General features: G+C 67.9%; 24 protein-coding genes and 1 pseudogene. 13 read left to right on the top strand and 12 right to left on the bottom strand.

Features of this window, described 5'->3' with window-relative positions; genetic code table 11:
- Nucleotides 1–60: 60 nt before the first annotated feature.
- On the bottom strand, nt 61–414 hold the full coding sequence (locus tag QO015_RS13565) for a hypothetical protein (protein ID WP_266278752.1): 354 nt from the start codon (nt 412–414) through the stop codon (nt 61–63).
- A gap of 71 nt (nt 415–485) precedes the next feature.
- On the bottom strand, nt 486–1,973 hold the full coding sequence (glpK, locus tag QO015_RS13560; protein WP_266278754.1) for a glycerol kinase GlpK: 1,488 nt from the start codon (nt 1,971–1,973) through the stop codon (nt 486–488).
- Nucleotides 1,974–2,193: 220 nt separating this feature from the next.
- On the opposite strand from glpK, the gene QO015_RS13555 reads away from it, so the two are divergent.
- Nucleotides 2,194–3,981, top strand: a complete 1,788-nt coding sequence (locus tag QO015_RS13555; protein ID WP_266278755.1) for an ABC transporter ATP-binding protein/permease — start codon at nt 2,194–2,196, stop codon at nt 3,979–3,981.
- A gap of 2 nt (nt 3,982–3,983) precedes the next feature.
- Complete coding sequence (locus tag QO015_RS13550) at nt 3,984–5,243, top strand: glucoamylase family protein (protein ID WP_266278757.1); 1,260 nt, start codon at nt 3,984–3,986, stop codon at nt 5,241–5,243.
- A 2-nt stretch (nt 5,244–5,245) separates the two neighbouring features.
- Here the strand turns inward: QO015_RS13550 and QO015_RS13545 are convergent.
- Both QO015_RS13545 and QO015_RS13540 read right to left on the bottom strand, forming a co-directional pair.
- Nucleotides 5,246–6,768, bottom strand: a pseudogene (locus QO015_RS13545) (ATP-binding cassette domain-containing protein).
- 232 nt (nt 6,769–7,000) lie between these two features.
- On the bottom strand, nt 7,001–8,317 hold the full coding sequence (locus tag QO015_RS13540; protein ID WP_266278758.1) for a nicotinate phosphoribosyltransferase: 1,317 nt from the start codon (nt 8,315–8,317) through the stop codon (nt 7,001–7,003).
- Between the two features lie 267 nt (nt 8,318–8,584).
- Here QO015_RS13540 and dapF point away from each other — a divergent pair, with 267 nt between their 5' ends.
- The 5 genes from dapF (at nt 8,585) to QO015_RS13515 (ending at nt 13,546) form a co-directional block, all read left to right on the top strand.
- Nucleotides 8,585–9,481: a diaminopimelate epimerase gene (dapF, locus tag QO015_RS13535; RefSeq protein WP_266278760.1), complete on the top strand. Its 897-nt coding sequence runs from the start codon at nt 8,585–8,587 to the stop codon at nt 9,479–9,481.
- A 71-nt stretch (nt 9,482–9,552) separates the two neighbouring features.
- Nucleotides 9,553–10,797 (top strand): tRNA (N(6)-L-threonylcarbamoyladenosine(37)-C(2))-methylthiotransferase MtaB, encoded by a 1,245-nt coding sequence (gene mtaB, locus QO015_RS13530; RefSeq protein ID WP_266278762.1) that lies wholly within the window; start codon nt 9,553–9,555, stop codon nt 10,795–10,797.
- Between the two features lie 3 nt (nt 10,798–10,800).
- On the top strand, nt 10,801–11,925 hold the full coding sequence (gene ftsY, locus QO015_RS13525; protein WP_266278764.1) for a signal recognition particle-docking protein FtsY: 1,125 nt from the start codon (nt 10,801–10,803) through the stop codon (nt 11,923–11,925).
- Nucleotides 11,926–11,957: 32 nt separating this feature from the next.
- Nucleotides 11,958–12,602, top strand: a complete 645-nt coding sequence (locus QO015_RS13520) for a septation protein A (protein ID WP_266278765.1) — start codon at nt 11,958–11,960, stop codon at nt 12,600–12,602.
- 38 nt (nt 12,603–12,640) lie between these two features.
- Nucleotides 12,641–13,546, top strand: coding sequence for an AEC family transporter (locus tag QO015_RS13515; RefSeq protein ID WP_266278766.1), 906 nt, complete (start codon nt 12,641–12,643; stop codon nt 13,544–13,546).
- 25 nt (nt 13,547–13,571) lie between these two features.
- Here QO015_RS13515 and QO015_RS13510 read toward each other — a convergent pair whose 3' ends face one another.
- The 7 genes from QO015_RS13510 to QO015_RS13480 all read right to left on the bottom strand — a co-directional run bounded on the left by QO015_RS13510 (nt 13,572) and on the right by QO015_RS13480 (nt 19,853).
- Entirely contained in the window at nt 13,572–14,162 is a 591-nt protein-coding gene (locus QO015_RS13510; RefSeq protein WP_266278767.1) for a DsbE family thiol:disulfide interchange protein, read from the bottom strand.
- Nucleotides 14,159–14,359, bottom strand: a complete 201-nt coding sequence (ccmD, locus tag QO015_RS13505; RefSeq protein WP_266278768.1) for a heme exporter protein CcmD — start codon at nt 14,357–14,359, stop codon at nt 14,159–14,161. The genes QO015_RS13510 and ccmD overlap by 4 nt, the downstream gene beginning before the upstream one ends.
- A 2-nt stretch (nt 14,360–14,361) precedes the next feature.
- Nucleotides 14,362–15,102 carry a heme ABC transporter permease gene (locus tag QO015_RS13500; RefSeq protein WP_266278769.1) on the bottom strand — a complete coding sequence of 247 codons (741 nt, stop codon included), beginning with the start codon at nt 15,100–15,102 and terminating at the stop codon, nt 14,362–14,364.
- A 118-nt stretch (nt 15,103–15,220) separates the two neighbouring features.
- Nucleotides 15,221–16,738: an arabinosylfuranosidase ArfA gene (gene arfA, locus QO015_RS13495; protein ID WP_370877462.1), complete on the bottom strand. Its 1,518-nt coding sequence runs from the start codon at nt 16,736–16,738 to the stop codon at nt 15,221–15,223.
- A 64-nt stretch (nt 16,739–16,802) separates the two neighbouring features.
- Nucleotides 16,803–17,630: a carbohydrate ABC transporter permease gene (locus QO015_RS13490; protein WP_266282346.1), complete on the bottom strand. Its 828-nt coding sequence runs from the start codon at nt 17,628–17,630 to the stop codon at nt 16,803–16,805.
- Entirely contained in the window at nt 17,630–18,499 is an 870-nt protein-coding gene (locus tag QO015_RS13485; RefSeq protein WP_266278772.1) for a carbohydrate ABC transporter permease, read from the bottom strand. Before QO015_RS13485 ends, QO015_RS13490 begins: the two co-directional genes overlap by 1 nt.
- 76 nt (nt 18,500–18,575) lie before the next feature.
- Nucleotides 18,576–19,853: an ABC transporter substrate-binding protein gene (locus QO015_RS13480; protein WP_266278773.1), complete on the bottom strand. Its 1,278-nt coding sequence runs from the start codon at nt 19,851–19,853 to the stop codon at nt 18,576–18,578.
- 405 nt (nt 19,854–20,258) lie between these two features.
- Between QO015_RS13480 and QO015_RS13475 the strand changes: the two genes are divergently transcribed.
- A complete protein-coding gene (locus QO015_RS13475; protein ID WP_266278774.1) occupies nt 20,259–20,987 on the top strand; it encodes a FadR/GntR family transcriptional regulator in 729 nt (242 codons plus the stop codon).
- Between the two features lie 3 nt (nt 20,988–20,990).
- Here QO015_RS13475 and QO015_RS13470 read toward each other — a convergent pair whose 3' ends face one another.
- On the bottom strand, nt 20,991–21,314 hold the full coding sequence (locus QO015_RS13470; RefSeq protein ID WP_266278775.1) for a rhodanese-like domain-containing protein: 324 nt from the start codon (nt 21,312–21,314) through the stop codon (nt 20,991–20,993).
- A 118-nt stretch (nt 21,315–21,432) separates the two neighbouring features.
- Here QO015_RS13470 and QO015_RS13465 point away from each other — a divergent pair, with 118 nt between their 5' ends.
- The 5 genes from QO015_RS13465 to QO015_RS13445 all read left to right on the top strand — a co-directional run bounded on the left by QO015_RS13465 (nt 21,433) and on the right by QO015_RS13445 (nt 25,383).
- Nucleotides 21,433–21,783, top strand: a complete 351-nt coding sequence (locus QO015_RS13465; RefSeq protein WP_266278776.1) for an ArsR/SmtB family transcription factor — start codon at nt 21,433–21,435, stop codon at nt 21,781–21,783.
- Nucleotides 21,783–22,307: an SRPBCC family protein gene (locus QO015_RS13460; protein WP_266278777.1), complete on the top strand. Its 525-nt coding sequence runs from the start codon at nt 21,783–21,785 to the stop codon at nt 22,305–22,307. Before QO015_RS13465 ends, QO015_RS13460 begins: the two co-directional genes overlap by 1 nt.
- Complete coding sequence (locus QO015_RS13455) at nt 22,304–22,681, top strand: nuclear transport factor 2 family protein (RefSeq protein WP_266278778.1); 378 nt, start codon at nt 22,304–22,306, stop codon at nt 22,679–22,681. The genes QO015_RS13460 and QO015_RS13455 overlap by 4 nt, the downstream gene beginning before the upstream one ends.
- A 90-nt stretch (nt 22,682–22,771) precedes the next feature.
- Nucleotides 22,772–23,884, top strand: coding sequence for a glycosyltransferase (locus QO015_RS13450; protein WP_266278780.1), 1,113 nt, complete (start codon nt 22,772–22,774; stop codon nt 23,882–23,884).
- Nucleotides 23,881–25,383, top strand: a complete 1,503-nt coding sequence (locus tag QO015_RS13445; protein WP_266278781.1) for a glycosyltransferase family 39 protein — start codon at nt 23,881–23,883, stop codon at nt 25,381–25,383. Before QO015_RS13450 ends, QO015_RS13445 begins: the two co-directional genes overlap by 4 nt.
- Nucleotides 25,384–25,445 lie beyond the last annotated feature (62 nt).

Raw genomic sequence — 25,445 nt, 5'->3', positions numbered from 1 at the left:
ACGGGGAGGCTAACGCCTGCGCAGCCTCGCGGCCAGCCTCCGGATGCCGTGGCGTGGCAGTCAGCGACCCTCCGCGATCCGCATGGCGGAAGCGTGACGGTCGCCGAGCTGGATGAGGCGCAGGAAGGCAGTGTCGTCATTGTCGAGGCCGACGCGCTGCAGCTCGATATAGTCGAGCGATTCCGCGCGGTTGAGGCCGCGGAAGCTCTCGACGCCGGATGCATCGTAGGAAAAGTCGGCGCGGACGTAGTGGCGGCGCTCCGCCTCGGTGAGCGGCAGCGGCACGACGGCGGCCGGGCGCGAACGTTCGCGCAGTCGGAACAGCGCCGCGGCACGGCCGGCGATGGGCGGCCCGCTCCGGAGCGCCTTGAGGACGGCGCCACCGTCCCGTTCGATCTCGACTTCGCGCTGCATGGCGTCCGCTACTCCACATGGACCGACGGACTCCATTCCTAGCCGGTGAACCTTTACGAATGGCGAATCGGTCAGCCCGTCAGGGTACGTCGCACCGCGTCCCGCCAGCCAGCGATGCGCCGCGTCCGCTCTTCCCGATCCATGCCCGGCTCGAAGCGGTGTTCGCGTCGCCACGAGGCGGCGAAGCCCTCTTCGCCCGGCCACACGCCGGTCTGTCGGCCCGCCAGCCAGGCGGCGCCGAGCGCGGTCGTCTCGAGCACGATCGGCCGGTCGACCGGCGCGTCGAGAATGTCGGCGAGGCGCTGCATGGTCCAGTCGCTGGCGACCATGCCGCCATCGACCCGGAGCACCGTATCCTCCGCACCCTGCCAGTCGCGCTTCATCGCCTCGAGCAGGTCTAGCGTCTGAAAGCAGACCGCCTCGAGCGCCGCCTTGACGATCTCGCGCGGTCCGGTGCCGCGTGTCAGGCCGAACAGCGCGCCGCGGGCATGGGCGTCCCACCAGGGCGCGCCGAGGCCGGTGAAGGCCGGCACGAGATAGACGTCCTGGTGGGGATCAGCCTCGGCCGCCATCGGACCGGAGGCTTCGGCGCGGTCGATCAGATGCAGCCCGTCGCGCAGCCACTGCACGGCCGAACCGGCAACGAAGATCGAGCCTTCGAGCGCATAGGTCGTGCGGCCGTCGAGGCGATAGGCGATCGTGCTCAGCAGCCGGTTCGACGAGGGCGCAAGCTCGGAGCCGGTGTTGAGCAGCGCGAAGCAGCCCGTGCCATAGGTCGATTTCATCATGCCGGGCGAGAAGCAGGCCTGGCCGAGGGTCGCCGCATGCTGGTCGCCCGCGATGCCGGCGATCGGGATCGCCGCCCCGAACAGCGCCGGATCGGTCGTCCCGAAGGCGAAGGCGCAGTCCTCGACGCGCGGCAGCAAGGCGCGCGGCACGCGGAAGAGCCGCAGGAGTTCGTCGTCCCAGTCGCCCGTCCCGATATCGAAGAGCAGCGTGCGCGCGGCATTGGTCGCGTCGGTGGCGTGGACCGCGCCGCCAGTGAGCCGCCAGAGCAGGAAGCTGTCGACGGTGCCGAAGGCGAGTTCGCCGCGCTCGGCCTTTTCGCGGGAGCCGTCCACGTGGTCGAGCAGCCAGGCGATCTTGGTAGCCGAGAAATAGGGATCGAGCAGAAGCCCGGTCTTCGCCGTGACCATCGGCTCGTTGCCTTCGGCCTTGAGGCGGGCGCAGAGATCGGCGGTGCGCCTGTCCTGCCAGACGATGGCCTTGTGGATCGGCTTGCCCGTCGCGCGGTCCCAGATCACCACCGTCTCGCGCTGGTTGGTGATGCCGATGCCAGCGATATCCGTGGCGGAGAGCTTCGCGTGCGAGAGCGCGAAGCGGATCGTGTGCACGACCGACTCCCAGATGTCCTCGCCGTCATGCTCGACCCAGCCCGAACGCGGGAAATGCTGGCGGAACTCCTGCTGCCCGACCCCGAGGATGCGCCCGCCGCCGTCGAAGACGATCGCACGCGTCGAAGTCGTGCCCTGGTCGATCGCCAGAATGAATCCGCTCACCTCATCCTCCCTTGTCGGCGCCGACGCTTTTCAAGCGACGCGCCATCTCACGTTGAATTGAGGCAGCCTGCGCCGCCTTGTCGCCGCGCCAACGGTTGCAGCGTGAAGGGGCAGGGGGCAAGTGCGGAAAGCGAGCGGCGGCATCGGGTCCAGGCGATTGAGCGGGACTTTGCCGCGCGCTTCGTTATTCTCGGATGCCCGCGCCGGGCCGAGGGGAGCGATGACGGAACGAATCGAGCCAAACCGGGCCGAACCGGGTGAAGAGGTCGCCGAGGAGCGGCCGAGCGAGACGGCAGAGCTCATCCGGCAGTTCTCCGACTTCGTGCTGGCGCTCTGGCGCTCGTCGGGGCGCAGCACCTTCATCCTGCTCACCGTCGGCATCGTCACGGTGATTCTCGCTACCAATGCGATGCAGGTCGCGCTGAACGCCTGGAACAAGCCGTTCTATGACGCGATCGAGCAGAAGAACATCCGCTCCTTCATCACCTATCTGATGGTGTTCGGCGGCATCGCCGGCGTTCTGCTCGCCCTCAACGTGGCGCAGACCTGGCTCGACCAGATGATCAAGCTTCAGTCGCGCAAGTGGCTGACGCGCGACCTGATCGAGCAGTGGCTGGCGCCGCGCCGCCTCGTCATGATCAGGAATTCCGGCGAGATCGGCGTCAATCCCGATCAGCGCGTGCACGAGGATGCCCGGCATCTCGCCGAGCTCTCAGCCGGCCTCGGCATCGGCCTCTTTCAGTCCTCGCTGCTGCTCGCCTCGTTCATCGGCGTGCTCTGGGTCCTGTCGAGCGGCATCGCGCTCACCTTCAACGGCACCTCGATCGTCATCCCCGGCTACATGGTCTGGTGCGCGCTGATCTATGCCGCGACGGGCTCCTGGCTGTCCTGGCAGGTCGGCCGCCCGCTGATCGGTATCGGCATCGAGCGATATGCGCGCGAGGCGGACCTCCGCTTCGCCATGGTTCAGGTCTCGGAGAATGCAAACGGCATCGCGCTCAATGCCGGCGAGGCCGACGAGAAGAACCGCCTCGGGGAAGAACTGGAGCGGGTGCTGGGCGTCATGCGGCAGCTGGTGGGTGCCATCGCGCGGCTCACCTGGGTGACCGCCGGCTATGGCTGGGTCGGCATCGTGGCGCCGATCGTGATCGCCGCGCCCGGCTATTTCGGAGGCCAGCTCACCTTCGGCCAGCTCATGATGGTGGTCGGAGCCTTCAACCAGGTGCAGGGCTCGCTGCGCTGGTTCGTCGACAATTTCAGCGCCATCGCCGACTGGCGGGCGACGCTCTCGCGCGTCATGACCTTCCGCGAGGCGCTGACCTCGCTCGAGGTGCGCGGCCGCAGCGGCGAACACATCGCCTATGCGAATGATGGCGACCACCTCGCGCTCGACAATGTCCGCATCACCTGGACCGACAGCGGCGCCGAACTCGAGCCGAGAACCGTGGACGTCAGACCCGGCGACCGGCTGCAGATCATCGACGGAACGGGCCGAGGGCGCGGCGCCTTCTTCTCGGCGCTGGCGGGCCTCTGGCCCTTCGGCTCCGGCAAGATCAGCCTGCCGGCGGGTGCGCGGACCATGTTCCTTCCCGAGCGGCCCTATATGCCGGACGGCACGCTGCGGGCGGCCATCACCTATCCGGCATCTCCGTCGGATTTCACCGACGAGCAGCTCAACGCGGCGCTGGCGCGCGTCGACCTCACCCGCCTCGCAAGCTCGCTCGACCGGCGCTCGCGCTGGTCGCGCGAACTCTCCTATGACGACGAGGCGCGGCTCACCTTCGCACGCCTCCTGCTGCTGAAACCCGACTGGATCTTCACCGAGCAATCGATCGATACGCTCGACGAGCGGCAGCGGCGCATCTTCAGCTCGATCCTCGACGACGAACTGAAGCAGGCGGCCCTCGTTACGGTCGCCGGGCGCGGCTCGACGAGCGACTTCTACAATCGTACGGCCGATCTGGTAGCGCTGCCGGCGGCCGAGACGGACAAGGGGGATCCGGAGTGAACATGCGGCACGGCAGGGCGACGGCGCGGCTCTCCGACGAGGCGCTTCTCGACGATGTCCAGCGGCGGACATTCCGCTATTTCTGGGATTTCGCCGACCCGGCCTCGGGCATGGCGCGCGATCGCTTCGGCGGCAATGACGGCTGGCTGGTCAGCGGCGGCTCCGGCATGGGGGCGATGGCGATCGTCACCGCCGTCACGCGCGGCTGGATCACCCGCGCCGAGGCCGTCGAGCGGCTGCACCGCATGCTGCGCTTTCTCGAGCACGCCGACAGCTTCCACGGCGCCTTCCCGCATTTCCTGACCCCGGAGGGACGCGCCATTCGCTTCGGCCGGAAGGACGACGGCGCCGACATCGTCGAGACCGCGCTGCTGATGCAGGGTCTGATCGCGGCGCGCGCCTTCTTCGACGGTGGCGGCAACAGCGAACCCTGGCTGCGCGGCCGCATCGACGGACTCTTCGACGCCGTCGAGTGGAACTGGTTCACCCGCGAGGGACGCGAGGCCTATTACTGGCACTGGAGCCCCAATCACGGCTTCGCCATGAACCACGAGATCCTCGGCTGGAACGAGTGCCTGATCGCGCTGGTGCTGGCCGCGGGCTCCGCGCGCGATCCGATCTCGCCGGCCGTCTATCACAACGGCTTCACCCAGAGCCGCACCTTCCTGAACGGTCGCGACCATGCGGCGAACGAGCATATCCTGCTGCCGCTCGGGCCGGATGGGGGCGGCCCGCTGTTCTTCGCCCATTATTCGTTCCTCGGCCTCGACCCGCGCGGGCTCCGCGATCCCTATGCCGACTATCTCGCGCAGAACGAGGCGCATGTCCGCATCAACCAGGCCTATTGCGTCCGCAACCCGAAGGGCTATGTCGGCTATGGGCCGGACTGCTGGGGCCTGACCGCCAGCGACAATCACGAGGGCTATTCCGCCCACGCCCCCGACAACGATCTCGGCGTGATCGCGCCGACCGCGGCGATCTCCAGCCTGCCCTATGCGCCCGATCTGGTGATGCCGGCACTCCGCCATTTCCACGACGATCTGGGCGACCGCATCTATGGCGAGCTCGGCTTCGTCGATGCTTTCAACGAGACGGTCGGCTGGGCGGCCAAGACGCATCTCGCGATCGACCAGGGGCCGATCATCGTGATGATCGAGAACCACCGAACCAGCCTTCTGTGGGACCTCGTGATGAGCGACGCGACGGTGCGCCGGGGCCTCGGCCGCCTCGGCTTCACCAGCCCGCACCTCGCGACGGCCTGATCTCAGACCGCGGCGGTCATCGCCTCGGCGAAATAGGCCTCCGGGTCGTCGCAGTCCGCGAGCTTGCCGCGCTGGACGCGCCAGAACCGGTTGCCGACGGTCTCCACGAAACGGCGGTCATGCGAGACGATCAGCGCGCCCGCCTCGCCGCGCGTCAGTTCGGCCTCGAGCATCTCCTGACCTCGATGTCGAGATGGTTCGTCGGCTCATCCAGCACATGAAAGCCCGGCTTCTCGAGGCGGAGGATCAGCATCGCGAGTCGCGCCCGCTGACCGCCCGAGAGAACCGAGACACGGTCGCCGTGGCGTTCGACCGGAAAGCCGGCGCCGGCGAGCAACGCACGCGCGCGCTGGTCGCCGACCGGGAAGCGCGAAACGACCGCTCCCTGCAAGGTTTCGTCCGCGCCGAGATGGCTGAGCTGCTGGTCGACGACGCCGGCGACAAGCGATGGATTGGTTCTCACGCCCCGCACCGCCTCGCCGCGGAGCGCGCGGATGACGCTATCGAGGAAGCGCGACTTGCCGGCCCCGTTCGGGGCGAGCAGCACGATCCTCTCGCCCGGCCGGATCCAGCGCCTGCCAGTCTCGAACAGAAGGCGACCGTCCGGAGTCGCCACGACGAGATCGTCGAAGGCAATCAGCACCTTCGCCTCGCTGCCGCGCTCGTCGAGCCGGATGCGGCCGGCCGACTCCTCGAGATGCGCCGGCTTGGCCGCGCTCTCGATCCGCTCCGCCCGTTCCCTCAGCTGCTTCGTCTTGACCGTAAGCAGGTCGGAGCCGGAATTGACGCCGAGATTGTGCAGCTTGGCCGCCTGCCGGCGCAGCTTGGCCCCCTGCTTGAGGTCCGTCTCGTAGCGCCGCGCCGCCGCCTCGTCGGCGGTATCGAGGCTCGCCCGCGCGGCTCCATAGGGCGCGGCATAGACGGCCGAGCCGGTGGAGCGGAGGAACAGCGTCCGATTGGTGACGCCGTCGAGAAAGGCGCGGTCATGGCTGGCGACGAGGATGGCCGTCTCGCGCGGCAGGTCGACTATGAAGCGCTCCAGCGTGCCGATGCGCGCGAGATCGAGATGGTTGGTCGGCTCGTCCAAGAGCAGGAGGTCGGGCTCGGCGAGCGTCGCGGCCGCGAGCATCGCCATCCGCTGCCAGCCGCCGCTGAGCGCCCCGAGCGGACGATCGCGAAGATCGGCCGGGACGGCGAGCGCATCGAGCGCGACGTCGACGCGCCAGTCCTCCCATTCCCGCGTCTCGGGTGGCAGGGCGCCGGCGAGCATGGCGCGCAGCGGCAGCGCCTGTTGTTCCGGCGTCGGCTCCTGCTGCATCAGCGCGATGCGTGTGCCGCGCGTCGCGGTGATCGCACCGTCGGACGGCGGAAGAAGGCCGGCGATCACCTTGAGCAGGGTTGATTTGCCGCGACCATTGGCGGCGACGAGGCCAATGCGGTCGCCCTTCTGGATAGCGAGATCGAGGCCGGTGAAGAGGGGAGCGCCGAGCGTCAGGCCGAGCGCGCGAAGGGTCACAAGGGACATGGGATCGTCTTCGTCCGGAACGGCCGGTCGCGCAGCAAGGCGCACTGGGCCGAGGCTTTCGGGATGAGCCGACCGGAAGAAGACCGTCCTGGGGTCCGTTCCCTGATCAGCCCTGCAAACGCGTCTGCAGGGCCTGGACAGGGCCATAGGTCAGGTGCGGATTCGGATGGATCACACGAGCCTCCCACTGTCCGGGGTCAACGACAGGCGAAGAATAGCCGAAGCCTCCGCGCTAGACCAGCACCGGTTGCCTGGCCCTTGCATCATGGCCGAAGACACGACGATAGCGTTCCACCTCCTCGGCCGGTCCGGTCGCCTTGTTGGCATTGTCCGAAAGCTTCACCGCCGGCCGTCCATTCGCCTCCACGACCTTGCAGACGAGCGAGATCGACTCGAGGCGGTCGTCCTTGCCGTCCGGTGCACAGTCGCGGAAATCGTTGGTGACGTTGGTGCCCCAGCCGATGGAGAGATTGACCCGGCCACGAAGGGCGCGCGAGGCCTCCTCGATCGTATCGATGTCCATACCGTCCGAGAGCACGATCAGCTTCTCGCGCGGATCGCGGCCACGCGCTGTCCACCAGGCGATCGCCTCCTCGGCGCCTTCGATCGGCGGCTTGGAATCCGGGCGGATGCCCTTCCAGTCGAGAATCCAGTCCGGCGCATCGCGCAGGAAGTTGGTCGTGCCATAGGTGTCTGGAAGAATGACGAGCAGATTGCCGTCATACATCTTGGCCCAATCTTTCAAAACCTTGTATGGCGCGGCATGAAGCTCTTCGTCGTTGTTGGCGAGGGCGGCATAAACCATCGGCAGTTCATGCGCATTGGTCCCGATCGCCTCGAGGCCGGCATCCATGGCCATCTTGACATTGGAGGTGCCGACGAAATTGTCGCCGAGCCCCTCCTGCAGCGCCTCGACGCACCACTTCTGCCACAGGAAACCATGCCGGCGGCGGGTGCCGAAATCGGCGACCTTCAGCGGTCCTTCGCGGCCGAGCACACGCAGCCGCTCGATCTTGCCCCAGAGCTTGGCCTTGGCCTTGGCATAGAGCACGTCGAGTTCAAAACGGCTCATGCCCTTCATGGCGGCGCGGGCACGCAGCTCGCAAACGATAGCCAGCGCAGGCACTTCCCAGAGCGTCGTATGGGTCCACGGCCCTTCGAAGAGAAGTTCGTACTGCCCGTCCGCGGTGCGGTGAAGGTCGTATTCGGGCAGCTGGAAATCCTCCAGCCATTCGAGGAAGTCAGGCTTGAAGATCTGCTTCACGCCGTAGAACGTGTTGCCGGCCAGCCAGATCAGCTCGTTTTTCTGGAAGCGCAGCGTGCGGGCATGGTCGAGCTGGTCGCGCAGCTCGCGCTCGTCGATGACGTCGGCGAGCCGCACCGATTTCGTCCGGTTGATCAGCCCGAAAGTCGCATGCACGTCGGGCGAAGTGTGCCGGATCATCTGCAACATCAGGAACTTGTAGAAATCGGTATCGAGCAGCGTCCGCACGATCGGATCGATGCGGAAGCCGTGATTGTAGACGCGGGTCGCGATATCGAGCGTCATCTGAATTCCATGGGCCGGCGATGGGGCAGGATCGGAGGCGGGCCTGGGGACGGGCGGGCGCCAGTTGGCCGGCTCCCCTCCGGCCGCCGCGAAGCGGCGTGTTGTAACGGTTCACGAGAGAAAAGCAGGCTCTGCCCCGCCCCGCAAGCGGCAGGCGCCGCGAGCGGCCGCACCATGTTCCGGGCCTCGCATTTCTCGACCTTTTTCGCCATATAAGAACATCTTTCAACAACGCGGCGGCACAAGACTGCCGAGCCCGGACCCGACATGCCCGCGATCGCCACCAGCCCCGTGCCCTTCGCCAAGATGAACGGCATCGGCAACGAGATCACCGTCGTCGATTTCCGCGCCGCCCCCTGGCGGCTCGACGCGGAGAAGGCGCGCGCCGTCGCGGCCGACGGGGCGACCGCCTTCGACCAGCTGATGGCGCTCGAGCCGCCGAGGACGCCGGGCACGGATGCCTTCATGCGCATCTTCAACACCGACGGCTCGCTCTCCGGTGCCTGCGGCAACGGTACGCGCTGCGTCGCCCTGGTGCTGGCGCGCGAAACGGGCCGGCAGAGCTTCCTGCTCGAGACATCGGCGGGTCTGCTCACGGCCGAGGTCGAGGACGCGGACCGCATCACGGTCGACATGGGCACGCCGCGCTTCGGCTGGCGCGAGATTCCGCTCGCCGAGGCGTTCGCCGACACACGCGCCATCGAGCTGCAGATCGGCCCGATCGATGCGCCGATCCTGCATTCGCCCTCGGTGGTCAATGTCGGCAATCCGCATGCGATCTTCTGGGTGAAGGACGTCGCGGCGTTCGATCTCGGCCGTATCGGGCCGATGCTCGAGAACCACCCGATCTTTCCCGAGCGCGCCAACATCTCTCTCGCCGCCGTCACCTCGCCCTCCTCGCTGACGCTCGCCGTCTGGGAGCGCGGCGCCGGGCTGACGCGGGCCTGCGGATCGGCGGCCTGCGCCGCCGCGGTCGCGGCCGCGCGCACCGGCCGGACCGGTCGGACGGTCGACGTCACGCTGCCGGGCGGCACGCTCCGCATCGACTGGCGCGCCGACGACCATATCCTGATGACGGGCGCCGCCGCCTTCGAACACGAAGGGCGGCTCGGGTTCGACGGGGCCGGGGCGCTGGCGCTGGAGCGGATCGGCGCGGCCGCATGAGGGTGGCCTTTGGCGGCACCTTCCGGCATAGAGGGCGGACCGTCACCCCCGTCCGCGACGCCTCCTGACGCATGAGCCTCGACACCATCTCCTTCGGCTGCCGGCTGAACCTCCTCGAGAGCGAGGTGATGCGCGCCAACGCCCGCGCGGCCGGCTTCGAGGATGCGGTGCTCGTCAACACCTGCGCGGTGACCGGCGAAGCAGTGCGGCAGGCACGGCAGGCGATCCGCAAGGCGCGGCGCGAGCGGCCTGGTGCCCGGATCGTCGTTTCCGGTTGCGCGGCGCAGACCGACCCCGAAGCCTTCGCCGCGATGGCTGAGGTCGACCTTGTTCTCGGCAATGCCGAGAAGCTCGCACCGGACGCGTGGCGGGGGAGCGAGCGCGTCCGCGTCGCCGATGCCGGCACGGCGGCGCTCGCCGCCGGCGAAGCGGTGACGGGCATCGAGGGGCATACGCGCGCTTTCGTCGCCGTTCAGAACGGATGCGACCATCGCTGCACCTTCTGCATCATTCCTTATGGCCGCGGTCCGTCGCGCTCGGTGCCGATGGGCGGCGTCGTCGAGACGGTGCGCAGCCTCGTCGCGCGCGGCTTTGGCGAAGTGGTGCTGACCGGCGTCGATCTCACCGCCTATGGCGCCGACCTGCCGGGACGGCCGACGCTCGGCCGGCTGGTCGCGACGATCCTGAAGCTGGTGCCGGACCTGCCGCGCCTCCGCCTCTCCTCGCTCGATACGATCGAGGTCGACCCGGCGCTGATGGCGGCGATCGCCGGCGAGCCGCGCCTGATGCCGCATTTCCACCTGTCGCTACAGGCCGGCGACGACATGATCCTGAAGCGCATGAAGCGGCGGCACCTGCGCGACGACGCGATCCGCTTCTGCGCCGAGGTCAGGGCGCTGCGCCCCGATGCCGTGTTCGGCGCCGATCTCATCGCCGGCTTCCCGACCGAGACGGATGCGATGTTCGACAACAGCCTCGCACTCGTCGAGGCGTGCGGGCTGACGCATCTCCATGTCTTTCCGTTCTCGGCACGACCCGGCACGCCGGCGGCGCGCATGCCGCAGCTGCCGCACGAAACGGTCAAGGCGCGAGCGGCCGCGCTGCGCACCCTCGGCCGGAGGCGGCTCGACGCCTTCCTCGACGGCGAGATCGGTCATCGCCGGCGCGTGCTCGTCGAGCGCGGCGGGCGGGGCCGGACGGAGCATTTCACCGATGTCGCGATCGAGGGCCCGCCGCCGGGCGCGATCGTCGATGTCCGCATCACCGGGCGCGCCGAAAGCCGGCTGCTCGCCACGCCGATCGCAGGAGCCGCCTGAACCATGACCGAGGAGAAGAAGGGCTTCTTCCAGCGCATCTTCGGCCGCGGCGGCGCGCCCGCCGAGCCGCAGCCGAGCCCCGAGGAGCCGCAGCAGCCGAGGCCGTCGCTCTTCGAGGCCGAGCTCGCGCCGATGACGCCGGAGCCGCCGGTGGCACCGCCACCGCCCGCCCCCGAGCCCGAGCCGGTCGCGGCGCCCGAGCCGCCGCGCGTCTCCTGGTTCCAGCGCCTTAAGGCCGGCCTGTCGCGTTCCTCGAACGCGATCTCGCAGGGCATCGCCTCGGTCTTCACCAAGCGCAAGCTCGACGCCGAGACGCTGGAGGAATTCGAGGACGTGCTGATCCAGGCCGATCTCGGCCTGCCGGCGGCGACCGCCATCACCGCCGCGATCGCCAAGGGCCGCTTCGACAAGGAGATCGAGGGCGACGAGGTCAAGACGATCCTCGCCGAGGAAGTCGCCAAGATCCTCACCCCGGTGGCGAAGCCGCTGGTGCTCGATCCGGCGCTGAAGCCGCATGTCATTCTCGTCGTCGGCGTCAACGGCACCGGCAAGACGACGACGATCGGCAAGCTCTCGGCGAAGCTGCGCGCCGAGGGACGCACGGTGATGCTGGCGGCCGGGGACACCTTCCGCGCCGCCGCGGTGGAGCAGCTCAAGATCTGGGGCGAGCGCACCGGCGCCGCCGTCGTCTCGCGCGCCATCGGCGCCGACGCGGCCGGCCTCGCCTTCGACGCGCTGAAGGAGGCGCAGGCCGCCGGCACCGAGGTGCTCATCATCGACACCGCCGGGCGCCTTCAGAACCGCGCCGAGCTGATGGCCGAGCTCGAGAAGATCATCCGCGTCATCAAGAAGCAGGACCCCGCCGCGCCGCACACCGTGCTGATGACGCTCGACGCGACGACGGGCCAGAACGCGCTGAGCCAGGTCGAGATCTTCGGCCGCACGGCCGGCGTGACCGGCCTCGTCATGACCAAGCTGGACGGCACGGCCCGCGGCGGTATCCTCGTCGCCATCGCCGAAAAATACCGCCTGCCCATCCATTTCATCGGCGTCGGCGAGGGCGTCGACGATCTCGAGCCCTTCGAGGCCGAGGATTTCGCCCGTGCCATCGCCGGCCTCGCCGGCTGAGCACCGCCTCCAGCGTCCGGAAAGAACCATCGATGCCGAGTCTCTTTGAACGCGCGCCCAACGACCCGAAGCACAAGGACCTCAACCCGGTGCTGAAGCTCGCGCTCGAGCTCGGCCCGCTCGGCGTGTTCTTCGTGATGAACGGGCGCAGCGGCATCTACATGGCGACCGGCGCCTTCATGGTCGCGACGCTGCTGGCGCTGGCCGTCTCCTATGCGCTGACCCGCCGGCTGCCGATCATGCCGGTCGTGACCGGCGTCATCGTGCTCGTCTTCGGCAGCCTGACGCTCTGGCTGCACGACGACACCTTCATCAAGATGAAGCCGACCATCGTGAACGCGCTGTTCGGGGTGACGCTGCTCGGCGGCCTCGCCTTCGGCAAGCCGCTGCTCGGCTATGTGTTCGATTCGGTGTTCCACCTCACCGACGAGGGCTGGCGGACGCTCACCTTCCGCTGGGGCCTGTTCTTCCTCGCGCTGGCGATCCTCAACGAGGTGATCTGGCGCGGCGCCGGCCACTTCATCGCCGATCCGACCGCCGCCACCGATCTCTGGGTGAAGTTCAAGGTGTTCGGCATCATGCCGCTCACCTTCCTCTTCACGCTCTCGCAGCTGCCGCTGATCCAGCGGACGACGGTTCCGGACGGGGCCAAGGACGGCGTGAAGGGACGCGACTGAGGCATCGTCACGCTCTCTGACGGCAGCCGGGGGGCGCCATGCAGGAAGTGCTTCTCATCGTCGCCTGCCTCGTGATCGGCATCGTGCTGCGCCGGTCGGGGCGGCTGCCCGAGAACGCGACCAAGGTGCTCGGCGGCTGGGTGATCAATGTCGCGCTGCCGGCCGCGGCGCTGAAGAGCCTCGAACATCTCGCGGTCGACGCCGGCTGGTGGTTCGCCGCCGCGACGCCCTGGCTCGGCGCGCTGGCGGCCATCGCGATCCTCGTTCCCGTCTGCAGGGCGCTCGGCTGGTCGCGCCAGCGCACCGGCGCGCTGCTGCTGGGCGCCGGCTGGGGCAACACCTCCTTCGTCGGCCTGCCGATGATCACCGCCTTCGCCGGGCAACAATGGCTCGGCCTCGGCATCGTCATCGATCTGTTCGGCTCCTATCTGGCGCTCTCGACCCTCGGCCTCGCCATCGCCGCCGTCGCAAGTTCCGGCAAGCTCGACTGGCGCGAGGTCGCACGGCGGATCGTGACCTTTCCGCCCTTCATCGCCATCGTGGTGGCGCTGCTCGTCAACGATGTCGAGCGTCCCCTCTGGCTGACCTCGCTGCTCGACGCGCTGGCCGGCACGCTGACGCCGATCGCGCTGGCCGCCGTCGGCTGCGCGCTGCGCTTCGACCGGCTGAGGGGGCATGCGGCGCCGATCGCCCTCGGGCTCACGCACCGGCTCCTGCTGGCACCGCTGCTGCTGGTCGGGCTCTACGTGGCGATGGGGCAAGCCGGCGATCCGGTCGCCAAGGTCGCGATGCTGGAAATGGCCATGCCGCCGATGCTCGGGGCCAGCATCATCGCCCTCGACCACGACCTCGAGCCCGATCTCGGCGCGCTGCTGATCGGCATCGGCGTGCCGCTGTCCATGGTGACGGCCTGGGCCTGGTGGACGATCATCGCCGCGCTCTGAGCGCAACGAGACGTCAGCCGCCCTCTCAGCCGCCTTTGGCGATCTTCTCGAGCTCGGGGACGAGCTGCGCCGCGACGGCTTCTTCGGTGAGCGGGCCGATGAACTTGAAGCGGATCATGCCCTTGCCATCGACGAGGAAGCTCTCCGGAACGCCATAGACGCCCCAGTCGATCGCGGTGCGGCCGTTCTGGTCGGCGCCGATGCGGGCATAGGGATTTCCGAACTGGCCGAGAAAGGCCCGGGCGTTGTCCGCCTTGTCCTTGTAGTTGATGCCGACGACGGTGAGGCGCGGATCGGTCGCGAGCTTTTCGAGAACCGGATGCTCCTCGCGGCAGGGCGCGCACCACGAGGCCCAGATATTGACCAGCATCGGCTTGCCCGTCGCGAGGTCGGCGCTGGCGAGGCCGGGCACGTCCAGCCCCTCCACCGGCGGCAGCGCGGTCGCCGGCGCTTCCTTGCCGATCAGCACCGAGGGCACCAGCGAGGGATCGCCCCCCTGCTCGAGGCGGACGAGGAACAGCACCGCAAGCGCGGCGAACACCACGAGCGGCGCAACGATGGCGATGCGGCGGCCGAGCCGGCGCTGCGGCTTCGGATCGGCGTCGGTGCCGCTCATGCCCGGCCCTCCCCCGCTCCGCTCTCCGCCTCGCTCCCGGCGCGGCGCGAGCGGCGGCGGATGCCGCGCGCCTCGAGATCGGCGAGGCGGCGGCGCTGCGTGCGGCCGTCCACGACCACCCAGACGACCAGCGCCAGCACGATCAGCGCCGAGAGGCCGTAGGCGGCGAGGATGAACCCGGCATGATCGCCCAGCATGCTCAGGCGGCTCCGACCGGCTGGCTGGCGGCGACGAGGCGGAGCGCGCGGATGCGGCGGCGCAGGATCTCGTTCTTCATCGCCATGAGCACGAGGGCGATGAAGACGAGCGTCGCGCCGAACGCCGAGATCAGCAGTGGATAGAGCATGCTGGCGTCGATGGTCGAGCCGCCCATGCGGAAGACACTGGCGCCCTGATGCAGCGTGTTCCACCAGTCGACCGAGAACTTGATGATCGGGATGTTCACCGAGCCGACGAGGATCAGCACGGCGGCGACGCGGCCGGCGCGGTTCGGATCGTCGATGGCGTTCCAGAGCGCAATGAGGCCGAGATACATGAGGAAGAGCACCAGAACCGAGGTGAGCCGCGCATCCCATTCCCACCAGGTGCCCCACATCGGCTTGCCCCAGAGCGAGCCGGTGACGAGGGCGATCAGCGTGAAGGCGGCGCCGATCGGCGCGATCGAGCGCGCGGCGACATCGGCGAGCGGATGGCGCCAGACCAGCGTTCCGAGCGCCGAGGCCGCCATCAGCCCATAGCCGAACATCGACAGCCAGGCGGCGGGCACATGGATGAACATGATCCGCACCGTCTCGCCCTGCTGGTAATCCGGCGGCGCGACGAAGAGGCCGAGATAAAGGCCGATGCCCAGCACCAGCACCGCCACGACCCAGAGGATCGGCAGCACCCGGTCGGCGAGCGCGATGAAGCGGGTCGGATTGGCGAGGTCGACGAGCGGCATGCCCTTGTCATAGGGGCGCCGCCGCGGAGCCGCAACGGCGCCGATCCGCGCGCCGATCAAAAAACCGCGCCCCGCCGCGCGGCGGAAGCGCGATTTCAGGTCGGCGACGCGGCGCGCCTCAGTTGGGCTGCGCCGCCCTGGTCACGATGACGTTGAACGACGCCGGCTTCAGCTTGACCCGCACGGTCTCGCCGTCGATCGCGACATCGGCATTGGTCTTCGGCGCCACGGTGTTCGGCGCGTCCTTGGTGTTGACCGCCTTGAGGTTCGCATGATGGATCTCGGTCGCGGCGACGAGGCTGCGCTCGGCGCCGAGGCCGCGCAGCTCGATATCGACCTCGAGATTGTCGGAGAGGCTGCGGTTGAGCGCGATCACCGTCGTGGTGCCGTCGGCCGGATTGTCGATCACCGTCGCGTAGAGATAGGGGATCTCCGGGAAGGTCTTGGCGGAATAGCTCGGCGAATCCGACACCGTCCGCATCACGCGGCCATGGCCGTATTTCGAAGCCAGCGCGAAGGGATGGAAGATCGTCTGCCGCCAGGCGGCGCCGCCGGTCTCTGTCATGATCGGGCCGATGACGTTGACGAGCTGCGCGAGGCAGGCGGTCTTCACGCGGTCGGCATTGTTCAGGATGGCGATGAGGGCGCCGCCGACGATCAGCGCGTCCTCGGCGTTGTAGACTTCCTCGATCAGCGGCGGCGCCTCGGGCCAGCCGGGCTTCCTCATATGCTCGATCTTGTGCGTCTTGTACCAGACGTTCCACTCGTCGAGCGACAGCATGATCTTCTTGTAGGAGCGGCGCTTGGCGCCGACCGCGTCGCAGATCGCCGCGACTTCCTTGATGAAGGCGTCGAGCAGCTCGATGACGCCGAAATACTCCGACGCCGAGTCGGCGTTGTTGTTGAAATAGGTGTGCAGCGAGATGAAGTCGACCTCGTCATAGCAATGATCGAGGACCTGGTATTCCCAGGAACCGTAGGTCGGCATGTTGCGATGCGAGGAACCGCAGGCCGCGAGCTGGATCGTCGGATCGACCCAGCGCATCACCTTGGCCGTTTCGAGCGCCACGCGGCCATATTCCTCGGCCGTCTTGTGGCAGATCTGCCAGGGACCGTCCATCTCGTTGCCGAGGCACCAGAACTTGATGTCGTGCGGCTTCTCGTAGCCATGGCTGCGGCGCAGGTCGGAGAGTTCCGAGCCGCCGGAATGGTTGCAGTATTCGAGGAAGCGGCGCGCCTCGTCGGGGCCCTTGGTGCCGAGATTGACGCCGAACATCGGCTCGATGCCGGCCTTCTTCGACCAGTCCATGAACTCGTTGGTGCCGAACTGGTTGGTCTCGGTCGAGAACCAGGCGAGGTCACGGCGCACCGGCCGGTCCTCGCGCGGGCCGACGCCGTCCTCCCAGTTGTAGCCGGAGAGGAAGTTGCCGCCCGGATAGCGGATGATGGTCGCGCCGAGTTCGCGCGTCAGCTCCAGCACGTCGCCGCGGAAGCCCTGCTCGTCGGCGGTCGGATGGCCCGGCTCGAAGATGCCGCCATAGACGCAGCGGCCCATATGCTCGACGAAGGCGCCGAAGACGCGGCGGTCGATGTCGGAGAGTACGAAGTCGCGGTCGACGACGAGGCGGGCTTTCAGCATGGCGGACCTTTGGCGGGTGATGCGGGCGGACCCGGCGGGGCCGGGTCCAGAATGATGGACTTTATCCCTTGATGCCGGCCGACAGCATGATCGCCTGCGTCACGCGACGCTGGAAGATGAGATAGGCGAGCGCGACCGGCAGCGCGGCGAGCACCGCGCCCGAGAGATTGCGGGCATAGGCGAGGCCGAAGGCATCGTCGACTTGGGTGATGCCGACCGTCACGTTCATCTTGGCCTGCTGCGTCACCGCGATGAACGGCCACATGAAGTTGTTCCAGGCGCCGATGAAGGTGATGATCGCCAGCGCGGTGGTGATGCCCCAGTTCATCCGGATGAAGATATGCCAGAAGATCTGGTATTCCTTGGCGCCGTCGATGAGCGCCGCCTCGCGGTAGTCCTTCGGGATCGAATCGAAGAACTGCTTGTAGACGATGATCGTGACCGGAACGATGAGCTGCGGCAGCACGACGCCGGCCAGCGTGTTGATGAGGCCGAAATCGTTCATCAGCACGAAATGCGTGACGATCAGCGTCTGCGTCGGCACCATGAAGCTGGCCAGGATCGCCAGCCACAGCAAGGTGCGGCCGGTGAATTTCAGCTGCGAGATCGCATAGCCGCAGGTCGCGCTGAGGATCAGCACCAGAACCGTCACCGAGACGGAGGTGATGATCGAGTTCATGTACCAGCGGGCGATGTTCGTGTTGAGCAGGACGAACGCATAGCCCCCGATGGTCCAGATCTTCGGGAGCAGCCCGAAGCCGGACTGCACCACCTCGTCCTCCGGCTTCAGCGTCGTGACGGCCGCCCAGTAGAGCGGGAAGGCCCAGACGACGGCGCAGAGCACGGTGAAGACGGAGATCAGTCCGCCGGCGATGTTGAGACGCCTGATCATTTCTGGCCTCGCGAGCGGAGCACCTGGTATTGCATCACTGAGAGGATGACGATCAGCGCAAACAGCGCCAGCGACACCGTCGCGGCATAGCCACCCTTGTTGAGCTGGAAGGCCTGCTTGTAGATGTACTGCACCATGACATAGGTGGCGTTGGCCGGGCCGCCCTGGGTCAGGAGATAGACCTGATCGAAGATCTTCAGCTGCAGGATGAGCTGGATGGTCAGCACCAGCGCCGTGACCGGCCAGATCAGCGGCAGCGTGATGTAGACGAACTGCTTGAAGCGGCCGGCGCCGTCGAGCGCCGCGGCGTCGTAGTAGTCCTGCGAGATGTTGCGAAGACCGGCGATGAAGAGCAGCAGGTTGAAGCCGTTGGTCCACCAGATGGTGATGAAGGCGACCATGGGCATCGCCCAGTAGCGGTCGCGGAACACGGCCACCGGCTTGCCGGTGAAATAGCTGATGATCGGCTGCGCGATGCCGAACTGGGTGTCGAGCACCCACTGCCAGATGAGGATGACCACCGAGACCGGCAGGATATAGGGCAGGAAGAAGCAGGCGAGGACGATGCTCTGGAACCAGCCGCTGAGGCGGTTGACCATGAGCGCCAGCGCCAGCCCGATGATCGTCGTCGGAATGACCGTCAAAAGGACGAAATAGAAGGTGTTGAACACCGACTTCCACATCTGGCCGTCGTTCCACAGCCGGATGTAGTTCTTGAAGCCGATCCAGGCGCCCGCGCCGATCAGGGGTGCGTCCGTGAAGGAGAGATGCACCAGCTGGATCGTCGGATAGATGAAGATCACCAGATAGGCGACGAGAAACGGCCCGGTGAAGAGAAGGGCCGTCAGATTCTGTTTACGGTCCATGCGATCGTCCCGCTCGTTCAGCGCGAAACCGGCCGGATCCTCGTTGGGAGCCGGCCGGCAGCGAGGTCGGGAAAGACTACTCGATCAGGCCCTGGAGCTCGTCCTTGAGGCTCTTGACCGCCTCTTCGGGATCGAGCTGGCCGTTCACGGCCGGCACGAAGTAGTTCTGCATGCCCTCATAGATCGGCGAGGCGACGCCGGCGATCGTCGAGGACGGGTCGAAGACAGCCGTATCGGCCAGCACCGCATAGGTGGCGTTCGGCTGCATGGTCTTGAACTCCTCGCTGTCGCGAGCCGGCAGATAGGCCGGCAGGTGACCGGCAGTCGCCCAGAACAGCGAGTTCTTGTTCATCCAGTCGACAACGGTGAGGACGGCCTTCAGCTTCTCCGGGCTGATTTCCTTGCCCTTGTTGTTCGGGACGGCGAAGGAATGGCTGTCCGCCCAGGTGGCCGGATGGTTGTAGAGGACCGGGATGCGCACCGCGCCCCACTCGAAGCCGAGCTTGCCGTTCTTGGCGAGGTCGGTGAAGGTCGGGACTTCCCAGACGCCGTTGATGTGCATCGCCGCCTTGCCCGAGGTGAACAGGGCGATCGAGGCAGGATACTCGACATTGGCCGGCGTGTAGCCGTCGGCGACCCAGCTCGCCATCTCCTTCAGCGTGTCGACGGCCTTCTGCTCGTCGCCGCCGTCGAGGACCTTGCCGTCCTTCAGGAAGGGAACGTCCTGCTGGCCGAGCAGCGAATAGAAGATGCGCCACTGCGAGTCGCCGGCCGCGGTATGGGTCGAGAGCGGAACCTCGACGCCGTCGGCCTTCAGCTTCTTCAGCGCGGCATTGAAGTTCTCGACGCCGTCGAGACCCTTCGGCAGGCCATCGTCACCGAGCAGGCCCGACTTCTTCAGGAGGTCCTTGTTGTAGTAGAGGACGACCGAATGGATGTCGAAGGGAACGGCATACTGCTTGCCATCGACCTGGGCGGCTTCCCAGTTGGCCGGGGTGAAGTTCTTGGCGTCGATGCCAGCGGCCTTCAGCTCGTCCGGCGTGATCTCGCGCAGCGTTCCGGTCGAGACGCCGAGCGGCAGGCGCGACAGGTGATAGGTCATGATGTCCGGACCCTCGCCGACGGCGGCCGAGGTCTGGACCTTGGTGTAGAAGGGAACGCCCCATTCGAGGGTCGTCGCCTGGATCTCGATGTCGGGATTTTCCTTGTTGAACTTCTCGAGCAGCGCCTTCATGCGCACGCCGTCGCCGCCGCCAAGGAAGTCCCACCAGACCACGGTCTCCTTGGCCTGGGCGCCCATCGTGAGCGCCAGCAGCGCGGCCGTCGCCAGCGCCTTCGTCATCAATCCACGCATTCTTCGTCTCCTCCGTCCTTTGTCGCACTTCCAGGCCTGAACCAGACCCGTCCTCCGGCGACATGCCTCTGTCGGCGCCGTCGGAACCCTCGGTCCTCCGACACCGTCGTTCTGGCGCGCAGCGGCCGCCGGCCATGCACGCTATCCTCCCCCCGGCGGAGCGCGCCGGCGGATATCCATCAAAGCCGAGGTTCAGGTGCTTGTCGCGGGCAAGAATGAAATTCCTTGCCGGCCCCTCCCCATCGCCTCCCCAATGGTATTATCATATGCGGCGATCATCCTGATGATCCGCAGCTTTGTCAACCGGATCGTTTGGCCGCCGAGGGAGGGTGGCCGGCATCGGTTTGGTGTGGCCGGCTCAAGAAAAACCGCGTAGGGGAAGAGACGGTGTCGGGAGAGCGCGGGATGCTGGAGCGCGAGCTTCTATCGGTCGGAACGATGAGCGCGCAGGTTGCCAATCACATCGGCAGCCGCATCGTCTCGGGCGAATTCCTGCCCGGCGCCGCGCTGCCGATCGAGAGCGAGTTGTGCGAATATTACGGCGTCAGCCGCACGACGGTGCGCGAGGCCGTGAAGAGCCTCGCCGGCAAGCGCCTCGTCGAGGTCTCGCCCAAGGTCGGCACGCGCGTCCTGCCCTTCAACGAATGGAACCTGCTCGACCGCGACGTGCTCGCGTGGCGGCTTCAGACCCAGTTCGACGCCAAGATCGTCGAGGACATCTTCGAGATGCGCTTCTGCTTCGAACCGCGCGCCTCGTTCCTCGCCGCCCGCGACGGCACCGACGAGGACCTCGCGCAGATCGAGCATTTCTTCCGCGAGCTCGCGGCGGCGCAGCTCGAGGGGCTGCCGGTCAAGACGATCTCCGAGGCGGCGCTGGAATTTCACCTCGCGATCATCAACGCCTCGCACAACGGCCTGTTCGTGACGATCGGCAGCGCCGTCAAATCGGCGCTGCGCGTCTCGTCGGAAATGCTGCAGCGGCACACCAAGCGGCCGAGCGAGGATGTCGCGCTGCATGACGCGGTGCGCTCGGCGATCGTCGGCCGCCGCCCCGCCGAAGCCGCCAAGGCGATGGAACATCTCCTCGCCGCCTCGCGCGAGCGGCTGCTGCCGCTCACCGTCGACGCCGCCTGACGATCAGCGGACGAGCGGTCGTCCGTCGGCGACCCAGGCCTTGATGCCTCCGGCGAGATGACGGCCGCCATCGACGCCGGCAGCGACGGCCGCCTCGGCGGCGCGCGCCGAACGGGCGCCGGCCGCGCACTGGAAGACGATCGTCCGTCCTTCGGGATCGGGCAGCGCGGCCGGGTCGAAGGTCGAGAGCGGGAACGACACCGCGCCTTCGATATGGCCGGCATCGAACTCGGCCGGCTCGCGCACATCGACGAGCAGGATACGGTCTTCGGCGAGGCCGGCGGCGATCGCCGCCGGATCGAGGTCTTCGAGCATTCCGGCAGTCATCCTTGTTCCCTCCTGGGCAGCGCCGCGCGGCGCCCTCCCGCCAGAGCTAGCGAGCCGGCGCCCGCCTTTCAATCCGTCACGGCTTGACGCCGGCGCGGATCCGCTGATACTTAATGACATGCTTAAGTATCAGGATCGCCTCGACCGGACCTATCAGGCGCTCGCCGACCCGACGCGGCGCGCGATCGTCGAACGGCTGTCGCGAGGCAGCGCCAGCGTGAGCGAACTCGCCGAACCCTTCGCCATCTCGCTGCCGGCGATCGTCCAGCATCTGAAGCTGCTCGAGGAGAGCGGGCTCGTCCGCTCGCAGAAGACCGGCCGCGTGCGCACCTGCACGCTCGACACCGCCGCGCTCAGCGCCGCGGAGACATGGATCGCCGAGCGGCGCGCGCTCTGGGAGCGGAGGCTCGACCGCCTCGATGCACTCCTCGCCGCCACGCGGCCCGCATCGGACCAGGAGGACGACTGATGCCCGGCGCAACCCGGACGGATACCCCGCCCATTTCCGGCACCGCAGGGCGGACTGCCCGCTCCGTGGTGCATGCCAGTTTCACCATCACCCGCTTGTTCGACGCCAGTCCGGCCCGCGTCTTTGCCGCTTTCGCCGATCCTGCGATGAAAGATCTCTGGTTCTTCGGACCGCCGGAATGGGGACCGCCGGAGCGGACGTCCGACTTCCGGATCGGCGGCATCGAGACCAGCCGCACCGGCCCCAGGGGCGGCCCGGCGCATGCCTTCCGTGCCGTCTATCAGGACATCGTCCCGGACGAGCGCATCGTCTACAGCTACGAGATGCATCTCGGCGACCGGCGGATCTCGGTCTCGCTGGCGACCATCGAGCTCTTCGCCGAGGGACGTGGCACCCGACTGAAACTCACCGAACAGGGCGCCTTCCTCGATGGCCACGACGATGTCGTGAGCCGCGAGCACGGCACGCGCGCCCTCATGGAGCAGCTCGCCGCCTCGCTCGAAGGGAAGGAACAGACGCCATGACCGCTCTCGACACCGCCGCCACGGCGCGGCGCTATTTCGCGGCTTTCCAGTCCGCCGACCGGGACGCGATGGAGGCTCTGCTCGCGCCGGGCTTTGCCTTCACCAGCCCGTTCGACGACCATATCGACCGCGCCGCCTGGTTCGAGCGCTGCTGGCCCTTCGCCGGCAGCTTCCGCTTCGCCGCCGCCATGCGGGTCCATGGGGGCGAGGACGAGGTGGTCGTGCTCTACGAGACCGAGGACAAGCCGGGCGGTACCTTCCGCAACGCCGAGTGCTTCCGCTTCGATGCCGACGGGCGCATCCGCTCGATCGACGTCTATTTCGGCTTCCTGCCGCCGGCCATGATCGCGGCGATGCGCGCCGCCGCCGGATAACGGCGCAGCTTTACTCACGCGCGCGCTGCCTGTATCGGAACCCCCGCGCGGGCCTGTCGCCCGCGCGCAAGCGAAGGGCCGAGGCGCTCGATGGATGAACGGCCGGTGGACGGTGGCGGCGGCGCGCCCGAGCTCACGGTCGTGGTGCCCACCTTCAACGAACGCGGCAATGTCGCGGTTCTGGCCGGCCGGCTGGCCGTGGCGCTCGAAGGCCGGCGCTGGGAAGCGATCTTCGTCGACGACGATTCCCCAGACGGAACGGCCGAGGCGGTGCGCGCCCTCTCCTCCGGCGATCCGCGCATCCGCTGCATCCGCCGCATCGGCCGCCGAGGCCTTGCCGGCGCCTGCATCGAGGGCATGCTCGCTGCGCAGGCGCCCGTCGTCGCGGTGATCGACGCCGATCTCCAGCATGACGAGACTGTGCTACCGACCATGCTCGCGCGGATCGAGGCCGGCGCCGACATCGTGGTCGCCACGCGCTATGCCGGCGGCGGCGACGCCTCGTCCTTCGATGCCGCGCGCGGCGCGATGAGCCGGGCCGCCACCACGGCCGCCCGGTTGCTGCTGAAGGTGCCGTCGAGCGACCCGATGAGCGGCTTCTTCATGCTGCGGCGCTCCGTCGTGGAGGCGGCGGCGCCGAAGCTCTCGACGCAGGGCTTCAAGATCCTGCTCGACATCCTCGCCAGCGTGCCGCCCGGGCTCACCGTCGCCGAGGTGCCCTATTCCTTCGGCGTCCGGACGAGCGGTGCCAGCAAGCTCGACAATCGCGTGATGGTCGATTTCCTCGGCCTGCTGCTCTCCAAGGCGACCGGCGGCGCGATCTCGATGCGGTTCGTCTCCTTCGCGGCGGTCGGCGGGCTCGGCCTCGTCGTCCATCTCGCGGCGCTGCGCCTCGCGCTGGTCGGAGGGGCGCCGTTCACCACGGCTCAGACGCTCGCGACCGTCGTGGCGATGACCTTCAACTTCTTCATGAACAACGCGCTGACCTATCGCGACCGCCGCCTGTCCGGCTGGCGGCTCATCCCCGGCCTGCTCCTCTTCTATGCCGTCTGCGGCTTCGGCGCCTTCGCCAATATCGGCGTCGGCAGCTGGGTGTTCATCGAGACCGACCGCTGGTGGGTGGCGGGCCTCGCGGGATCGGTGGTCGGCGCGGTCTGGAACTATCTCTCCAGCACCGCGCTCGTCTGGAGGACCCGTCCGTGACGGACGGCGCGCCGCAAGCTCCGGTCCTTCGCCCGGCGCTGGCGCCGCTGGAGCGGCTGCCGCTCGCGCTCGGCCTCGTGGCACTAACCGTCCTCGCGCGGCTCCTCCTCGCCGCGCTGGTGCCGCTCGTTCCCGACGAAGCCTATTACGCGCTGTGGTCGACGCGGCTCTCGGCCGGCTATTTCGATCATCCGCCGATGATCGCCTGGTTCATCCGGCCCGGCACGATGCTGCTCGGCGAGACGCCGCTGGGCGTCCGCCTCGTTCCGGTGCTCTCCGCCCTGCCGGCGACCTTCTTCATCTGGCGGGCGGCGCGGCACCTCGTCGCCGATCCCCGCGCGGGCGCGATCGCGGCGCTCGTCTTCAACCTGACGCTGCTCGGCTTTTTCGGCCTCGCCGTGGCGACGCCGGATGCGCCGCTGATCCTGTTCTCGGCGGCGATGCTCTATGCCGCCGCGCGGCTGCTCGACGACGAGCGCCCTTTCTGGTGGCTCGCGGTCGGCGTCGCGACGGGGCTGGCGCTGCTCTCGAAATATTCCGCGGCGCTCGCGGCGGCCGGTTTCGGCATCGCGGTGCTGCTGGTCCCCGCCTGGCGGCGACGGCTGCTGTCGCCCTGGCCCTGGGCTGCGCTTCTCGCGGCGCTCGTCGTCTTCTCGCCCAACCTGATCTGGAATGCGCTCAACGGCTGGGCGACGATCATGAAGCAGGGCGGGCGCACGACCGAGGCCTGGCAGTTCCAGCCGCAATATCTCCTCGAATTCCTCGCGGCGCAGATCGGCCTCGCGACGCCGCTCGTCTTCCTCTTCGCCGTCCTCGGCCTGCTGCCCGGCTATCGGAAAGGCTGGCGCGCCAATGGCGCGATGCGGCTGGTGCTGGCGCTCGTCCTCGTGCCGACGGCCTATTTCCTGTTCCACGCGCTCAGAAGCCGCGTCGAGGGCAACTGGCCGGGCTTCCTCTATCCCGCGCTCGCGGTCGCCACGGCGGCGGCGCTCACCCTCGTTCCCGCCGATGCCGGCAATCGCCTTTCGCGGCTCCGGCGCGCGACGATCCCGGTCGCACTCGGCTTCCTCGCCTTCGCCTTCATCTATGCGCTGGTCGTGCCGGTGACGCTGCTCGGCTCCCGCGACCCGATCCTCCGCCTGACATGCGGCTGGCACGGGCTCGGCGAGGCGATCGACACGATCCGGCGCGAGACCGGGGCGCGCTACATCCTCACCTACGACTACCAGCTCAACGCCGAACTGGCCTGGCTGCTGCCGGACGTCCCGGTCGTGCAGGCCAACGAGAGCCAGCGCTACGACTTCCTCGGCCATGACGCCGATGCGCTGGTCGGCCCCGGCATCGTCGTCACGCGCGACCCGATCGAGCAGGAACTCGCCGGCCTCTTCGGCAGCGCCGAGCGGATCGCGGTCGTGCCGCGGCGCTTCCGCGGCGTCACCATCGCCGACTACTACATCGTCCGCATCGACCGCCCGACCGCGACGCCCCTGCCGCAGTGACGTCATCATTGCGTCAATTTCGATCAGAAAGCTGATTGACTGCGATCATCCGCTATGGATTG

The organism is Kaistia geumhonensis (assembly GCF_030815145.1).
Taxonomy (GTDB): domain Bacteria; phylum Pseudomonadota; class Alphaproteobacteria; order Rhizobiales; family Kaistiaceae; genus Kaistia; species Kaistia geumhonensis.
The sequence above is the reverse complement of the archived record's forward strand: the minus strand, read 5'-3'. Positions and strand labels throughout refer to the sequence as shown.

What these genes read in the sequence shown, in the direction of transcription:
- QO015_RS13565 (WP_266278752.1), bottom strand. Translation starts at nt 414, where the DNA reads ATGCAGCGCGAAGTCGAGATCGAACGGGACGGTGGCGCCGTCCTCAAG.
- QO015_RS13555 (WP_266278755.1), top strand. Translation starts at nt 2,194, where the DNA reads ATGACGGAACGAATCGAGCCAAACCGGGCCGAACCGGGTGAAGAGGTC.
- QO015_RS13550 (WP_266278757.1), top strand. Translation starts at nt 3,984, where the DNA reads ATGCGGCACGGCAGGGCGACGGCGCGGCTCTCCGACGAGGCGCTTCTC.
- QO015_RS13540 (WP_266278758.1), bottom strand. Translation starts at nt 8,317, where the DNA reads ATGACGCTCGATATCGCGACCCGCGTCTACAATCACGGCTTCCGCATC.
- dapF (WP_266278760.1), top strand. Translation starts at nt 8,585, where the DNA reads ATGCCCGCGATCGCCACCAGCCCCGTGCCCTTCGCCAAGATGAACGGC.
- mtaB (WP_266278762.1), top strand. Translation starts at nt 9,553, where the DNA reads ATGAGCCTCGACACCATCTCCTTCGGCTGCCGGCTGAACCTCCTCGAG.
- ftsY (WP_266278764.1), top strand. Translation starts at nt 10,801, where the DNA reads ATGACCGAGGAGAAGAAGGGCTTCTTCCAGCGCATCTTCGGCCGCGGC.
- QO015_RS13520 (WP_266278765.1), top strand. Translation starts at nt 11,958, where the DNA reads ATGCCGAGTCTCTTTGAACGCGCGCCCAACGACCCGAAGCACAAGGAC.
- QO015_RS13515 (WP_266278766.1), top strand. Translation starts at nt 12,641, where the DNA reads ATGCAGGAAGTGCTTCTCATCGTCGCCTGCCTCGTGATCGGCATCGTG.
- QO015_RS13510 (WP_266278767.1), bottom strand. Translation starts at nt 14,162, where the DNA reads ATGAGCGGCACCGACGCCGATCCGAAGCCGCAGCGCCGGCTCGGCCGC.
- ccmD (WP_266278768.1), bottom strand. Translation starts at nt 14,359, where the DNA reads ATGCTGGGCGATCATGCCGGGTTCATCCTCGCCGCCTACGGCCTCTCG.
- QO015_RS13500 (WP_266278769.1), bottom strand. Translation starts at nt 15,102, where the DNA reads ATGCCGCTCGTCGACCTCGCCAATCCGACCCGCTTCATCGCGCTCGCC.
- QO015_RS13485 (WP_266278772.1), bottom strand. Translation starts at nt 18,499, where the DNA reads ATGGACCGTAAACAGAATCTGACGGCCCTTCTCTTCACCGGGCCGTTT.
- QO015_RS13480 (WP_266278773.1), bottom strand. Translation starts at nt 19,853, where the DNA reads ATGCGTGGATTGATGACGAAGGCGCTGGCGACGGCCGCGCTGCTGGCG.
- QO015_RS13475 (WP_266278774.1), top strand. Translation starts at nt 20,259, where the DNA reads ATGCTGGAGCGCGAGCTTCTATCGGTCGGAACGATGAGCGCGCAGGTT.
- QO015_RS13470 (WP_266278775.1), bottom strand. Translation starts at nt 21,314, where the DNA reads ATGACTGCCGGAATGCTCGAAGACCTCGATCCGGCGGCGATCGCCGCC.
- QO015_RS13465 (WP_266278776.1), top strand. Translation starts at nt 21,433, where the DNA reads ATGCTTAAGTATCAGGATCGCCTCGACCGGACCTATCAGGCGCTCGCC.
- QO015_RS13460 (WP_266278777.1), top strand. Translation starts at nt 21,783, where the DNA reads ATGCCCGGCGCAACCCGGACGGATACCCCGCCCATTTCCGGCACCGCA.
- QO015_RS13455 (WP_266278778.1), top strand. Translation starts at nt 22,304, where the DNA reads ATGACCGCTCTCGACACCGCCGCCACGGCGCGGCGCTATTTCGCGGCT.
- QO015_RS13450 (WP_266278780.1), top strand. Translation starts at nt 22,772, where the DNA reads ATGGATGAACGGCCGGTGGACGGTGGCGGCGGCGCGCCCGAGCTCACG.